Source organism: Vreelandella zhanjiangensis DSM 21076 (genome assembly GCF_000377665.1).
GTDB classification, from domain to species: Bacteria; Pseudomonadota; Gammaproteobacteria; order Pseudomonadales; family Halomonadaceae; genus Vreelandella; species Vreelandella zhanjiangensis.
The window spans coordinates 181,354-194,276 of the sequence record NZ_KB898654.1 but is presented as its reverse complement, the minus strand read 5'-3'; the positions used below and the strand labels follow the sequence as shown (position 1 = coordinate 194,276).

Here is a 12,923-nt window from a genome sequence, read left to right as displayed (position 1 = left end):
TTATTTGTGTTTGCATAGGGATATGCCGCTTAATTGTGCTCTATCTATCTCAAGGGGATAAGCATGAGATTGTTAAGTAGTTTTAGAAAGAAAAGAGCAATTAAGTCTTATATTGAGCATTTACCTAAGATTTTAGCCAAAGACTATGGGCGAGCTGATTATTACAGCCAGCTACAAGTTAGGTGCAGTATTGAGCGATCACGACTCAACCCTCGATACGAACACTATGCTTTGGCAATGTATGCCCGCCCGTCGGAATTTATGGTTTATCAACAGGAAGCAAATGATGATTTCAGTTATGAAGCGCTTCGGACTGAAATTGGCGAAGCCTTTTTTAATGGTAATAATGAGTTCAATTGTTCAAGCGTAATGGCCCTATCTTCAAGCGCTAGCGGTGTGGCAAGTTCTGAATGTTCGGCGGATGGTGGGGGCGATAACAGCAGTAATTAATAGGCATTTTGTATACGATATTTTGAAGCTTTTTATGGTGCTAATAAGTATGAGAATTCTTCGTGTAAGAACCAGTTTTCTCCAGCAACTGAAGGGGTATATAAAGAAATATTGGGTGGTTTTACTGTCGACGCTAGCATTCTATTTATTGACCTTTATTTTTTGGAAAAGCTTTCTTGAGCATGGTGCGATTCATGATGGAAAACATGGTCTCACTTTCATTGGTGAAGCGGCCTATGGCCATCTAGTAGGCAGCGCTTTAGGGGCTATTGTGTTCACTTGTTATTTTTTAAAAACATTAAAGGGCTACTGTCGAAAGCCTTAAATCAATGATTATAGATTGTGAAGGCTAGGTACTCAGCCCACTGTTCTTTGTTAAGCTGACTTTTAACGATTGCCTCGTTACGCTCATGCTTGAGATGAGCAAGCCAGCGGCTGCGTCGCCGCATGGATCATTCATTACACTTATTGCGAACATATTTTGCCCGTTATTTTATAACGCAAAATCATCTTTCAAGGAAGCTACAGAGTCATGTCCATCCAACATATTCAGTCCAGCTTACGCGAAGCGCATACTGCTCTAGAAAATCTTTTATCGGATCAAAATGCATTAGAAAATATTGAGCAGGCCGCCGGGATTTTGATTGATACCTTTGAGCAAAAAGGGCGTGTTTACTCGTGTGGTAATGGCGGCTCGATGTGTGATGCCATGCACTTTGCTGAAGAGCTGACGGGGCGGTATCGGCAGGACCGCGCGGCACTTGGGGCGACGGCCATTAGCGACCCGGGACATATGAGCTGTGTGGGTAACGACTTGGGCTATGAATATGTATTTTCGCGCTACGTTGAGGCACATGGCCGTACGGGGGACTGCTTATTGGCGCTCAGCACAAGCGGAACGAGCAAAAATGTGGTGGTTGCTGCACGTACCGCTAAAGCTCAGGGTCTCAGAGTGATTATTTTATCGGGCAATCGGAGCCCTGAACTCGAAGCACTTAGTGATACTTATATTTGTACGCCCGCAGGCGCTTTTGCAGATCGTATTCAAGAACTACATATCAAAATTTTGCATATTCTAATTGAACTCGTTGAACGGCATTTCTTTCCAGCTAACTATTTATCAGATGTTTGATAAGGCTATGCTCTTATCCCATAGAACCTAACCCCCTGAGTTTTAATAAAATGCAATATTCTAGCGAGCTAGCTAAACGTAGATGGCGGCGACAGCAGAGCTTAAAGAATTGCCGCCACTATACGCGGGGTGAAGGAGAGGGCTGCGAATCGCAATACGCAGGATGATCAAGATGGCCAGGGTAGCCATCAGCGCTTCTGAAAAATGATGGTTTCATAATGTTTTGTCTATAGTAAGAGAGCACGTGTAAGAGAACACGTTTAAAAAAAGAGTACCTGAGAAATTACCCGACCATGCGGCTTCTCAAATACCGGTAGTTGGGATCCGCTGCAAAGGAGATAACTATGCTGCTCAAAGGGTCATGCCATTGCCAGGCAGTAACGTTCAGCGTGAAGTCACACCATCCCTATCCATTTAATCTCTGTTACTGTTCTGTGTGCCGCAAAACGGCGGGCGGAGGCGGTTACGCAATCAATCTCAGTGGGCAAAGTAAAACGCTCAATGTGAAGGGTGATGAGCACATTTCGATTTATCGAGGGGTTATCAATGGCGAGCAAAGCACTGGGGAGCGACATTTCTGCAAGCATTGTGCGACAGCGCTATGGGTTTACGATCCCGATTGGCCTGAGCTTGTGCATCCCTTTGCCTCGGCAATTGATACGGATTTGCCGATACCGCCTGAGCGGACGCATATCATGTTGGGAAGCCGGGCCGATTGGGTTGAGGTAAGCGCACAGCCACAAGATAAATGTTTCGACGAGTACCCAGATGAAAGCCTTGCCGTGTGGCATCAACGGCTAGGATTGGAGAGTTAACGCTATTGCCGACCTGGGGTAAGACTTCCCTCGTTTTTATAATATCCCGGTATGCTGAATAAGGACCATAACGCCAATGCCGATCAGCACAACACCGCCGATTAATTCGGCCCAGTGGCCGACGAACTGGCCAAATTTGTGACCAAGCACGGTGCCAATGGAGGCCATTACAGTGGTCGCCAGGCCGATAGCTAAGCTGGTGACAATGATATCGGCATCGATAAAGGCAAGGCTTGCGCCAACGGCCATGGCATCAATGCTGGTGGCAATCGCGGTTAAAATGAGTAGCCACAGGGTTTGCTTGCGGTGCTCTATCTTGCCCTCTTTTTTAAGCCCGGCGTAAATCATATGCAGGCCGATGGCGGAAAGCAGCGTAAACGCGACCCAGTGATCCCAGGCCTCAACATACTGTTGTGATGCCTTTCCGGCCACCCAGCCAAGTACGGGGGTAATCGCTTCGATAACGCCAAATACCAGGCCAATGCCGATCGCATGATGAAATTTTGGTTTGTTTAATTCAGCGCCTTTGCTGATAGAGGCGGCAAAGGCATCGGCCGACATGGAAATAGCCAGAAATATCAGAGTGACGGGTGTCATGATAAGTAAATTCTCTCGCTAAAAAAGTACTGTGCATAGCGTTCCATTAGCATGGGTCAATACACATACATACAAAGAAAAACGGGTACTCAATGGCGATGAATCCTAGCATGATTAATAAAGGATAAAAGCTAAGTGTTTAAAATATAAAGTTTATTATTGCCAACTAACATAGCATTGGCTAACTATCTCAGCGTTGGGTTATTTATAAAAGCAGCGCTTATAAATCAACGTTAAAAAGCCAAACCCTAAGTAACGCTAGTTTAAAAAAGTCAGGCCATTGAATGGCGATTAAGGGTTAAAGCGCATTAAAAGATACGCTGCGAATTAACGCGGTTACCTGCATGCCTTGTTTTAGGCCCATCTCATCCCAGGATTTGCGCGTCAGCCGTGCGCGTAAGGTAAACGTGCCGATACTTAAACGTAGCTCGACGGTGTAAGGCGCCTCGGGGAGTATGGTGAAATCGCTGATAGTGGCGTTGAGTTGGTTACGGTAACTGGTGTGGGCGGGCGGGGTGAGCGCCAGGGCAATATCCCGGGCCAGAATACGCACACGTAAGCGGCGGCCTAATGGCGCTGATGTACCGGGCAGCACTAACTGGTGGTCGCAATCTAGCGCTAAGTGGGTAAGGCCGTAGGCTTCTTCGTGGGCGACTACTTCGCCTTCCAGTAACGAGGCGGCATCGAAGCCTCCCAACTGATGCGTCAAATCAAAGCGCTGAAGTAGCGTGCCCAGGCTGCCGCTGGCTTGAACCTGCCCTTTATTCATGAGCACCAGATGGTCCGCAATGGCGGAAATTTCTTCCGGGTCGTGGCTTACATAAACGACGGGAATATCCACCTGTTGGGTGAGACGCGTGATGTAGCGAAGTAATTCCTCTTTACGCGCGCCGTCCAGCCCCGTTAAGGGTTCATCCATGAGCAGCAGTTGTGGATCGCTGAGCAGTGCGCGGCCAATAGCTACACGGCGGGCTTCGCCACCGGATAGCGTGCCGGGCATTCGCTCTAAAAGCGCTTCAATACCCAGCAGCTCGATGATTTCATCAAAACGACTTTCAGCGTGGCGCGGCATTCCATAGGTCAGGTTGCCGCGCACACGATAATGGGGGAACAGGCGTGCTTCCTGAAAAACCACCCCAATACGCCGACGATGAGGTGGAATGAAAACACCTCGTCGAGTATCGAGGAGCGCACGGTCGCCAAGATGAATACTGCCTTCAGCAGACTTATCCAGGCCCGCAATGAGTCTTAGTAAGCTGGTTTTTCCGCTGCCCGATGCACCAAATAGACCTGTTACACCGCGACCAGGGAGATCCAGGGTGGCTGCCAGCTGAAACTCGCCTAACTGCTGTTTCACTGACAACATTAGTGAGGCTTGTGTTGGGTGTGCGGGGTTGCTGGGTAGGTTAGCCATCGCGTTCCTGTAAGCGTTGTCGGGTGCGCCTTGCCAGCCATTCAGAGGCGATCAATGAAAGTAGTGCAATCACAATGGCGATAATGCACAGGCGGGCGGCCGTCGCTTCCTGGCCTGGGGTTTGAATCAGCGTGTAAAGGGCCAGTGGCAGGGTGCGGGTCTCACCCGGGATATTGGAGGCAAACGTGATGGTCGCGCCAAACTCGGAAAGTGCCCGTGCAAAGGCGAGCACGGTTCCGGTGAGCAGGCCAGGCACGGCAAGCGGCAGAGTGATGGTGGTAAATATCCGCCACCGGCTGGCGCCTAACGTGCTGGCGGCGGCTTCAAGCTTAGGATCCACTGCTTCAAGGGAAAGCCTGAGGGCGCGTACCAGCAGGGGAAAGGCCATCACACCGCTGGCAACCGCAGCGCCTTGCCAGGTAAAGGGAAGCGATATGCCCAGCGTGCTATATAGCCACTGGCCAATAACGCCTTGCCTGCCAAGCGCCACCAGCAATAAATACCCTACCACCACGGGTGGCAATACCAGGGGCAGGTGGATCAGGCCATCCACTATTGCCTTGCCACGAAATTCGTGTCGAGCCAGCCACCAGGCGACGGCAATACCTGGCGGTAGAATCCAGGCCACCGCAGCTAAACCAATCAACAGGCTTAGCCTTATGGCTTCCCACTCGGCCGGTGAGAGTGTCACGGCGCTGCGATATCCGTATCGAAACCATACGCTGCAAAAATACTCAGCGCTTCATCACTGGCAAGCCATTCACTTAGCGCCATAGCAGCCTCATTATCTTGTGCATCAACCAGCGCGATAGGGTAAGTAATAGGATCGTGGCTATCGATCGGGAAGAGCCCCAGCGTTCTTACCCGCTCGCTGGCGAAGGCGTCGGTTTGATATACAACGCCAATCGGCGTTTCCTGTCGCTCAACCAGGGTGAGCGCTGCACGCACATCGTTACCTCGCGCAAGCCTTGGTTCCAGCACGTCCCATTCTCCCAGCGCTTCCAGCGCCTGGTGTGTATACATACCTGCTGGCACATGATCCGGATCGCCAACGGAAAGACGCTCCTCGTCACTCAGAAGCGTGGCAATAGCGCTGCCTTCACCTGGCGTAAAGTGTTCTGGAAGATTAGTGCTAGCCGTGATGAGCGCTAAGCGGTTTTGCAGAAGGTCGCGGCGGTCACGCACATTAATCCCTTGCTCTTCCAGCCAGTCCATCCACTGTACGTTGGCGGATAAGAACATATCGGTTGGGCTGCCGCTGGCGATTTGCCGCGCCAGGGTGGAAGACGAGGCATAAATAGGTGTCACCACAACATCATGTTGAGACTCGTATACCGCGATGGCTTCATTGAGTGCATCGGTAAGTGAGGCGGCGGCCGCTACTTGTACTTTACCCGCCGCAGAGGCCGACACGGGCATTGCCAGCAGTAGTGAAACGGCTAATAGGCGGCGATTAAATGTAGCGTTACTCATCGAATGGCTTCCGTTATTTCCATTTGGATATAGCGGAGATTATACATAACTGCCGAACAGCTCAAGATATTAATCAGCACGCTCAGGCTTGATCTTCGTGATGACCGATAGGCGAAAGCAGTGACAGCAAGGCCTGAGCATCATCGGACTGCTCAATTGTTAACTGGCTTTCCAAGGCACGGTAGTGGGTAAGCACTTGCTTGCCAAGCTCCGTGAGTTGGGCACCGCCTCGCTGATTGCCGCCTGAGTGGGTGGCAACCAGCGGAGAGGGGAAGTAGCTGTTCATGGTTTCAATCAACTGCCAGGCTTTTTTATAGCTCATCTTAAGCGCCCGGCCGGCAGCTGAGATTGAGCCTGTCTGGTCGATCATCTCCAACAGGTCTGCTTTACCCGGCCCAATGACCACATCATTATGCAGCGCCAAGCGTAACTGAAACGTTGGTTTAAGATGATGGGTCCGAGTCATATCGCGTGTCCTGCACCAGGGTATTAGTCCTCTAGTTTAGCAGTGACTGATTATCCAGGGCGTATCAATCCCATAAGAGTATCGCAAGGGCGCTTCTCTACAGGGCGTTTAGCCGTTTGCTACCCGTTCATCGGGCAGGAAGATACGGCTGTGGGTCGGCCGAATCCAGGCGTCGCTGCCTTGTTTGAGGCCTAGCGAATGAAAGTGGTGCTTGGAAAGCTCGGCATGCACCAGCGTTTCGGTGTTGTTGGTTCTTAACTCCAGGCGCACTGTCGGGCCGATAACCGAAACGAGCTCGATTTGACTGTGCAGGGCATCGTCATGCTGCCGTGTAGCCAGTACTTCGATTTCATGGGGGCGCACGTAAGCTTCACCGCGCTCGTTATGGTAGCCATGAAATTCTGGCGCAGGCAGCTGGATATCACCGATCCGCGCCACGCCATCATGAAGCCGCGCGTGAAAAAGATTAACGTTGCCGAGAAAACGGTAAACAAAGGGATTGGCCGGCGTGTCGTAAACCTGCTCGGGCGAGCCATCCTGCTCTACGCGGCCCTTGTTCATGACCACCACGCGATCGGAAACCTCCAGCGCTTCTTCCTGATCATGGGTAACAAAGACGCTGGTGACATGAATGTCATCGTGAAGGCGTCGTAGCCAGCGGCGCAGCTCAGCACGTACCTTGGCGTCTAGCGCACCAAAGGGTTCGTCCAACAGCAGAACCTTGGGTTCAACCGCCAATGCGCGGGCCAGGGCAATACGCTGGCGCTGGCCGCCGGAAAGCTGATGCGGGTAACGGTGTGCAGTCCAGTCCAGTTGAACCAGCTCGAGAAGATGCATGACCTTGGCGTTGATATCAGCCTTGCTGGGGCGGCTCTGGCGGGGGCGCACCGTTAGGCCATAGGCCACGTTCTGAAAAACCGTCATATGCTTGAACAGGGCGTAGTGCTGAAATACAAAGCCGACACCACGTTGGCTGACATGCTTGTCCGTGGTGTCTTCGCCATGAAAACGAATGCGCCCGGTATCCGGCTGCTCAAGGCCTGCAATAATGCGCAACAGCGTGGTCTTGCCCGACCCTGACGGGCCAAGCAGTGCGGTTAGCTCACCTTCGTTGAATGTAAGGCTGACGTTATCGACGGCCACAAAATCGCGAAAGTGTTTGTTGACGTGATCGATCTCGATACTCATGAAAGCTCTCTTGTGTTTGCGTAAGGCTGGCGTTAGGTGGCGGCAATGCGTTGACGGCGCTCTTCCTGCCACTCAACCATGCTTTTGATGATGATCGTGACCAGCGCAAGACCGGTCAGCAGCGATGACACAGCAAAGGCGGCGGTAAACATGTACTCGTTGTAGAGCACTTCGATATGCAGCGGCATGGTGTTGGTTTCCCCACGGATTCGCCCCGAGACCACGGCAACTGCACCAAACTCGCCCATGGCTCTGGCATTACACAAAATCACGCCATAGATTAGGCCCCATTTGATATTGGGAAGCGTCACGTACCAGAAGGTTTTCCAGCCGTTGGCGCCCAGCGTTAACGAGGCTTCCTCCTCCTCTTTACCCTGCTGCTGCATGAGCGGGATCAGCTCGCGGGCAATAAACGGCAGCGTGCCGAACGCAATCACGATAACGATGCCGGGAACGGCGAAGATGATGCGTAGATCATGTGCGGCGAGCCAAGGCCCTAGCCAGCCCTGCGAGCCAAACAGAATGACAAAGATCAAACCCACCACCACGGGTGATATCGCGAAGGGCATATCGATCAATGAGATAAGTACGGGTTTGCCGCGAAATTCGAATTTGGCAATGGCCCAGGCCGCAGCGATACCAAACACGGTGTTGAGAGGGACGACGATAGCGACGATCAGCAGCGTTAAGCGAATGGCCGACAAGGCGTCGGGGTCTTGTACGGCCGCCCACCATACGCCAATCCCGCGCTCAAACGCGCCATACAGCACCACGGTTAGCGGTAGCACCAGAAACAGCGTTACAAACGTCAAAGCGAGCGTGATGAGCGTTAGCCTTATCCACGCAGGCTCTTCGGTGGCGCGTCGCCAGCGTGTGGAGGAAATATCCTGCGGGGGAGTAGCGGTTAGGGAAGTACTCACAGTGAACTCCTTTTAGGCATGCCGCCGACCGGCCCACCACTGCAGGCCATTGATGACCAGCAGCATGGAAAACGCCGCCAGTAGCATGACAGTGCCAATAGCGGCGGCGCCGTGATAGTCGTACTGCTCAGCCTTGGAGACGATGAGCAGTGGGGTGATTTCAGTACGAAACGGCAGATTTCCCGAGATGAAAACCACTGAGCCGTATTCTCCCAGCGCTCTGGCAAAGGCCAGGGCATAGCCGGTCAACAGGGCCGGGAGCAGCGCTGGAAATATCACGCGCCGCAGGGTTGTCAGGCGGCCAGCGCCCAAACTTGCCGAGGCTTCTTCCCATTCGGCTTCCAGGTCTTCAAGAACAGGTTGCACCGTGCGAACCACAAAAGGCAGCCCGATATAGGTCAGCGCCACAACGACGCCCAGCTGGGTATAGGCGACGCGAATGCCAAAGATCTCCAGGTACTGCCCCACCCAGCCGGTGCTGGCGTAGAGTGTTACCAACGCGATACCGGCCACGGCGGTGGGGAGCGCAAACGGCAGGTCAACCAGTGCATCGACCACGCGCCTGCCCGGAAAGCGGTAACGCACCAGCACCCAGGCTACCAGTGCGCCAAATACCAGATTGATCGTAGCCGCAATCAATGACCCGCCAAAAGAGAGCTTGTAGGACGCTACGACCTGACGCTGGGTAATCGCGCTCCAGAACGTCTCCCAGCTCATGGTGGTGGTATAGAGCAAAAAGGCGCCCACCGGGATAAGAAACACAAGGCCCATATACAGCAGGGTGAAGCCCATGGTCAGACCAAAACCTGGTATGACCCGGCGTTTGGCAAGCGTTATCGACATACCGTTTTCCAGAAGCAAAGGCCGGGGCGCAGGCACTCCCGGCGAGGTAAATAAGTAGAGCTACTGAGCGTTGATCGCTTCAAGAATCTCGTCGAAAACGCCGCCATCATTGAAGAAGCGCGCCTGGGCGCTTTGCCAGCCCCCAAAAACGTCATCAATCGTGAACAGCTCAAGCGAGGGAAACGCATCAATGTGCTCTGCCAACACGTCTTCACTACGCGGGCGGTAATAGTGTTTAGCGGCTAGCTGCTGGGCTTCTTCGGAGTAGAGGTATTCCAGGTACGCTTCGGCGGCTTCGCGGGTTCCCTTGCGATCAACATTGGCATCCACGACCGCAACGGGCGGCTCTGCCAGAATGCTCTGCTCTGGCACCACGATTTCAAAATCGCCTTTACCCAGCTGCTCTACTGAAAGAATGGCTTCGTTTTCCCAGGCGAGCAGCACATCGCCTAACCGACGCTGTACGAAAGTGTTGGTAGCGCCTCGCGCGCCGGAATCGAGTACCGGTACGTTCTCAAACACTTGCTGAACAAAGTCGAACGTCTGCTGCTCATCGCCATCGAACTGCTCAAGCCCATAGCCCCACAGCGCCAGGAAATTCCAGCGTGCACCGCCTGACGTTTTAGGATTCGGTGTTATGACGTCCACATCGTCACGCGCCAGATCTTCCCAGCCCTGAATGTTCTTGGGGTTACCATCGCGGACCAGTAACACGATAGTGGAGGTGTAGGGCGAGCTGTTGTAGGGCAGACGCGACTGCCAATCGGCAGGAATCAGTTCGGCGCGGTCGTGCAGGGCGTCAATGTCGTAGGCAAGAGCCAACGTGACCACATCGGCATCAATACCATCGACCACCGCGCGACCCTGGGACCCGGAGCCGCCATGGGATTGACGGACAGAAACCGTTTGGCCTCGTGCTTGCTGCCAATGATCGGCAAACAGCTCGTTGTATTCCCGATAGAACTCGCGCGTCGGGTCGTAGGAGACATTGAGGAGTTCGACGTGCTCGCTTTCTGCGTGAGCGATAGCTGGCAAGCCAAGCGTGGTGGTGAATACGGCGCCACCCAATAAGGCGACTGCCACTAGCTTGGAAAGGGGCCATTGGGTGGAAGGGTGAAAGGCGTTCATTGGCTGCTCCGATGCTTTTATGTAAGTAGGAAGACAGCCTAAGCAAATTCATTGATTCTAATAACGAATATAAAATGGATTGCTTATTACTTTTTAAGCTTAACGAGTGGAGTGCGAGATTGCGGTTAATCCTGGCGGCCTGCCAGAACGCGCTGAACGGTGTCTTCATTCAGGTTATCGCGGCACAGCTTGAGAAATTGATAAACGTACCCGCGTAGAAAATGACCGCGCCGTAGCGCCAGGTAGGTAGTGTTGCGTGGGAACAGCGCGCTGGCATCCAGTAGTTTGAGCCCTTGATCGCGCGCTTCGTGATAGGCCATGGAGGCAATCAACCCCACGCCCATGCCCAGCTCAACGTAGGTTTTGATAACGTCTGCATCCAGGGCAGTCAGCACGATATCGGAATACACGCCAACCGAGGTAAACGCCGTGTCAATGCGTGCTCGGCCCGTAAAACCGTCATGGTAGGTAACAATAGGGTGCTCGGCGATTCGCTCAAGCGTTAACGGTAAGCCGTCGTTCAAAGGGTGATGTTCGGGCACGATGACCCCGTGATACCAGTGATAAAAAGGAAAGCAGGCAAAAAGCTGGCTCTCTTCGTGCAGCGCTTCGGTGGCGATGCCTATATCTACCTTGCCCGCCTTGAGTAGTGAAACGATCTCCTCTGGCCCGCACTGGTGGAGCTCCAGATGTACCTTGGGAAAGGCCTTCTTGAACTGGGCAATAATCGGGGGAAGTGCATAGCGTGCCTGAGTATGCGTTGTCGCAATGGCAAGACTTCCCTGGTCTTCATGGGTTAGCTGGTGAGCCGAACGCTTGAGATTTTCGACATCCAGCAAGATGCGCTCAATGCAGTCGATCAACGTGCTGCCTGCAACGGTTAACCCAAGAATACGCTTGCCGCGGCGCTCGAATAACTCAACGCCCAGCTCGTCTTCCAAGTCGCGAATATGCTTACTGGCACCTGACTGAGAGGTATAAAGCGCGTTAGAGGCTTCAGTCAGATTGAAATGCTGCCGTACAGTTTCCCGAACGATACGCAGTTGCTGAATATTCATGACAGGTATCCAGTGAAAGCAGATTTAATATTCTAAAAAAGAATATTAAAAATTATTCTTATACAATAAATTGTATTTTCTGCTATCTATATCGTTTTTTACACCTAAAGCAAAAATAAGTCAGAACCGTTATCCCATTTAGCTATCTAACGCCCGACAGTGTGGTAACACCACGTTAAGCAATAAGTCGTTAAAAAGGGATAAAATCAATGAAAAACCGTGTAGTTAACGTAGCTTTTGTAGCCTTACTGGCAGGACTGGCACTGCCATCTATGGCAAGCGCTGCAGAAGCCTTATGCGAAAGCAAGGCGAGCGATATTCGCCAGCAATTGGAGCATGCCCAGTCACAAGGCAATCAGCAGCGGGTAGAGGGTTTGCAGCGAGCCTTGGACGCGATTGAAAACAACTGCACCAATGAAAGTGTCCTCAATGACGCGACCGACGAAGTGAAAGCAAGCCTTGCCGAAGTGCAGGAGCGCCAGGCGGATTTTGAAGAAGCGCTAAGCGATGGCGATGAAGACGATATTCAGAAAAGACGCGTTAAGCTCGAAGAAGCAACCCAGGAATTAGAAACGCATACCCAAGAGCTTAATGCGCTACAAAGCCAGCTTAGTGACTAGGCAAGCGGGGCGCTGGCTCATAGGTGCCCCAGATTTAGCCCGATCACGTTTGGGTCTATTTATGTCGAGACTGATTGTAGAGCCACCTAATATCCATCCCAAATGAATAGGCCAGCGAGATTAGTGCGCTAAACGCTAACAGGCTTGCCAAAAACGGGTGGGTAAGCGGCGTTAATGCCAGCAATAGCGCGGACACCTGCCAAACGCACACCAGTTTGCGCCGAAAGCTGGCAAACAAAGGCTCAGATAGCCAGGTGAAATGCCAGCTGGCGGCCACGAAAAAATAGCGCATTAAGCCAATCAGCAGCACCCACAGACCCAGCGATTCAAGTTGAATCAGCCCGATACACAGCAGAAGAATCAGTAGGGCATCCAGCTCCATATCAAAACGTGCGCCAAACGCGCTATAGCTTTTGGTTCGCCTGGCAATCCAGCCATCCACACCGTCAAGCATAAGCGCCACGGTCGCGATCACTAGCCATAGCCAAATGGCCTGGGTGAAGACGTTATTGGCAAGCGCCCCGGCTGCCAAGGCAACCAGTATTGCGCGTAGTAACGTAATGCGGTTCGCCCATCCCAATGCCCCGCCAGACCAAAAAACCATCATCAATAGGCTAATTAGTGCATATACCCCAAATGCCAGCCCCCAGTTCAAGGTATTGGCCATTAGCGTCGGTAAAAAAATGCCTAGTACCAGGAGTGCCAAGCTGCCCACAATCAGTTCGCCAGCGGTATATAGCCTGCTGGATAACAGCGGAGTCGAGGTGGGGGGAAAGAATCGAAGCATGGCGTCTCGCAGAGCGAACCGTCTGTCCGCAG

15 protein-coding genes are annotated in these 12,923 nt (G+C 52.5%); 4 read left to right on the top strand and 11 right to left on the bottom strand.

Annotated elements, in window-relative coordinates:
• The first annotated feature begins 63 nt into the window (after window positions 1-63).
• The 3 genes from D467_RS19890 (at window position 64) to D467_RS0117085 (ending at window position 2,397) form a co-directional block, all read left to right on the top strand.
• Complete coding sequence (locus D467_RS19890) at window positions 64-450, top strand: DUF6559 family protein (RefSeq protein ID WP_155826522.1); 387 nt, start codon at window positions 64-66, stop codon at window positions 448-450.
• Between the two features lie 532 nt (window positions 451-982).
• Complete coding sequence (locus D467_RS0117090) at window positions 983-1,582, top strand: SIS domain-containing protein (RefSeq protein WP_018918762.1); 600 nt, start codon at window positions 983-985, stop codon at window positions 1,580-1,582.
• Window positions 1,583-1,926: 344 nt separating this feature from the next.
• Window positions 1,927-2,397, top strand: a complete 471-nt coding sequence (locus tag D467_RS0117085) for a GFA family protein (protein ID WP_018918761.1) — start codon at window positions 1,927-1,929, stop codon at window positions 2,395-2,397.
• Window positions 2,398-2,433: 36 nt separating this feature from the next.
• Here the strand turns inward: D467_RS0117085 and D467_RS0117080 are convergent, their stop codons facing one another.
• The 10 genes from D467_RS0117080 to D467_RS0117035 form a co-directional block, all read right to left on the bottom strand.
• Window positions 2,434-2,994, bottom strand: coding sequence for a manganese efflux pump MntP (locus tag D467_RS0117080; RefSeq protein ID WP_018918760.1), 561 nt, complete (start codon window positions 2,992-2,994; stop codon window positions 2,434-2,436).
• A 298-nt stretch (window positions 2,995-3,292) separates the two neighbouring features.
• Complete coding sequence (modC, locus tag D467_RS0117075) at window positions 3,293-4,408, bottom strand: molybdenum ABC transporter ATP-binding protein (protein WP_018918759.1); 1,116 nt, start codon at window positions 4,406-4,408, stop codon at window positions 3,293-3,295.
• A complete protein-coding gene (gene modB, locus D467_RS0117070) occupies window positions 4,401-5,099 on the bottom strand; it encodes a molybdate ABC transporter permease subunit (RefSeq protein WP_026285820.1) in 699 nt (232 codons plus the stop codon). The genes modC and modB overlap by 8 nt, the downstream gene beginning before the upstream one ends.
• The gene (modA, locus tag D467_RS0117065; protein WP_018918757.1) at window positions 5,096-5,881 is read right to left on the bottom strand and encodes a molybdate ABC transporter substrate-binding protein; all 786 of its coding nucleotides are present in this window, start codon (window positions 5,879-5,881) and stop codon (window positions 5,096-5,098) included. The genes modB and modA overlap by 4 nt, the downstream gene beginning before the upstream one ends.
• An 82-nt stretch (window positions 5,882-5,963) precedes the next feature.
• Window positions 5,964-6,347 carry a winged helix-turn-helix domain-containing protein gene (locus tag D467_RS0117060; protein WP_018918756.1) on the bottom strand — a complete coding sequence of 128 codons (384 nt, stop codon included), beginning with the start codon at window positions 6,345-6,347 and terminating at the stop codon, window positions 5,964-5,966.
• Window positions 6,348-6,455: 108 nt separating this feature from the next.
• A complete protein-coding gene (locus tag D467_RS0117055; protein ID WP_018918755.1) occupies window positions 6,456-7,535 on the bottom strand; it encodes a sulfate/molybdate ABC transporter ATP-binding protein in 1,080 nt (359 codons plus the stop codon).
• 32 nt (window positions 7,536-7,567) lie between these two features.
• Window positions 7,568-8,455 carry a sulfate ABC transporter permease subunit CysW gene (cysW, locus tag D467_RS0117050; RefSeq protein ID WP_018918754.1) on the bottom strand — a complete coding sequence of 296 codons (888 nt, stop codon included), beginning with the start codon at window positions 8,453-8,455 and terminating at the stop codon, window positions 7,568-7,570.
• A gap of 12 nt (window positions 8,456-8,467) precedes the next feature.
• Window positions 8,468-9,298: a sulfate ABC transporter permease subunit CysT gene (gene cysT / locus D467_RS0117045; RefSeq protein WP_018918753.1), complete on the bottom strand. Its 831-nt coding sequence runs from the start codon at window positions 9,296-9,298 to the stop codon at window positions 8,468-8,470.
• 60 nt (window positions 9,299-9,358) lie between these two features.
• Entirely contained in the window at window positions 9,359-10,426 is a 1,068-nt protein-coding gene (locus tag D467_RS0117040; RefSeq protein WP_018918752.1) for a sulfate ABC transporter substrate-binding protein, read from the bottom strand.
• A 125-nt stretch (window positions 10,427-10,551) separates the two neighbouring features.
• The gene (locus tag D467_RS0117035) at window positions 10,552-11,484 is read right to left on the bottom strand and encodes a CysB family HTH-type transcriptional regulator (protein WP_018918751.1); all 933 of its coding nucleotides are present in this window, start codon (window positions 11,482-11,484) and stop codon (window positions 10,552-10,554) included.
• A 209-nt stretch (window positions 11,485-11,693) separates the two neighbouring features.
• On the opposite strand from D467_RS0117035, the gene D467_RS0117030 reads away from it, so the two are divergent.
• Complete coding sequence (locus D467_RS0117030; RefSeq protein WP_018918750.1) at window positions 11,694-12,104, top strand: DUF1090 domain-containing protein; 411 nt, start codon at window positions 11,694-11,696, stop codon at window positions 12,102-12,104.
• A 55-nt stretch (window positions 12,105-12,159) separates the two neighbouring features.
• On the opposite strand, the gene D467_RS0117025 is transcribed toward D467_RS0117030, so the two are convergent.
• Window positions 12,160-12,891, bottom strand: coding sequence for a CDP-alcohol phosphatidyltransferase family protein (locus tag D467_RS0117025; protein WP_018918749.1), 732 nt, complete (start codon window positions 12,889-12,891; stop codon window positions 12,160-12,162).
• Between the last annotated feature and the right edge of the window lie 32 nt (window positions 12,892-12,923).

Coding starts and splice junctions, on each gene's coding strand:
- D467_RS0117090 (WP_018918762.1), top strand. CDS start 983: ATGTCCATCCAACATATTCAGTCCAGCTTACGCGAAGCGCATACTGCT.
- D467_RS0117055 (WP_018918755.1), bottom strand. CDS start 7,535: ATGAGTATCGAGATCGATCACGTCAACAAACACTTTCGCGATTTTGTG.
- D467_RS0117040 (WP_018918752.1), bottom strand. CDS start 10,426: ATGAACGCCTTTCACCCTTCCACCCAATGGCCCCTTTCCAAGCTAGTG.
- D467_RS0117060 (WP_018918756.1), bottom strand. CDS start 6,347: ATGACTCGGACCCATCATCTTAAACCAACGTTTCAGTTACGCTTGGCG.
- D467_RS0117025 (WP_018918749.1), bottom strand. CDS start 12,891: ATGCTTCGATTCTTTCCCCCCACCTCGACTCCGCTGTTATCCAGCAGG.
- cysT (WP_018918753.1), bottom strand. CDS start 9,298: ATGTCGATAACGCTTGCCAAACGCCGGGTCATACCAGGTTTTGGTCTG.
- D467_RS19890 (WP_155826522.1), top strand. CDS start 64: ATGAGATTGTTAAGTAGTTTTAGAAAGAAAAGAGCAATTAAGTCTTAT.
- modA (WP_018918757.1), bottom strand. CDS start 5,881: ATGAGTAACGCTACATTTAATCGCCGCCTATTAGCCGTTTCACTACTG.
- D467_RS0117030 (WP_018918750.1), top strand. CDS start 11,694: ATGAAAAACCGTGTAGTTAACGTAGCTTTTGTAGCCTTACTGGCAGGA.
- D467_RS0117085 (WP_018918761.1), top strand. CDS start 1,927: ATGCTGCTCAAAGGGTCATGCCATTGCCAGGCAGTAACGTTCAGCGTG.
- D467_RS0117080 (WP_018918760.1), bottom strand. CDS start 2,994: ATGACACCCGTCACTCTGATATTTCTGGCTATTTCCATGTCGGCCGAT.
- modC (WP_018918759.1), bottom strand. CDS start 4,408: ATGGCTAACCTACCCAGCAACCCCGCACACCCAACACAAGCCTCACTA.
- D467_RS0117035 (WP_018918751.1), bottom strand. CDS start 11,484: ATGAATATTCAGCAACTGCGTATCGTTCGGGAAACTGTACGGCAGCAT.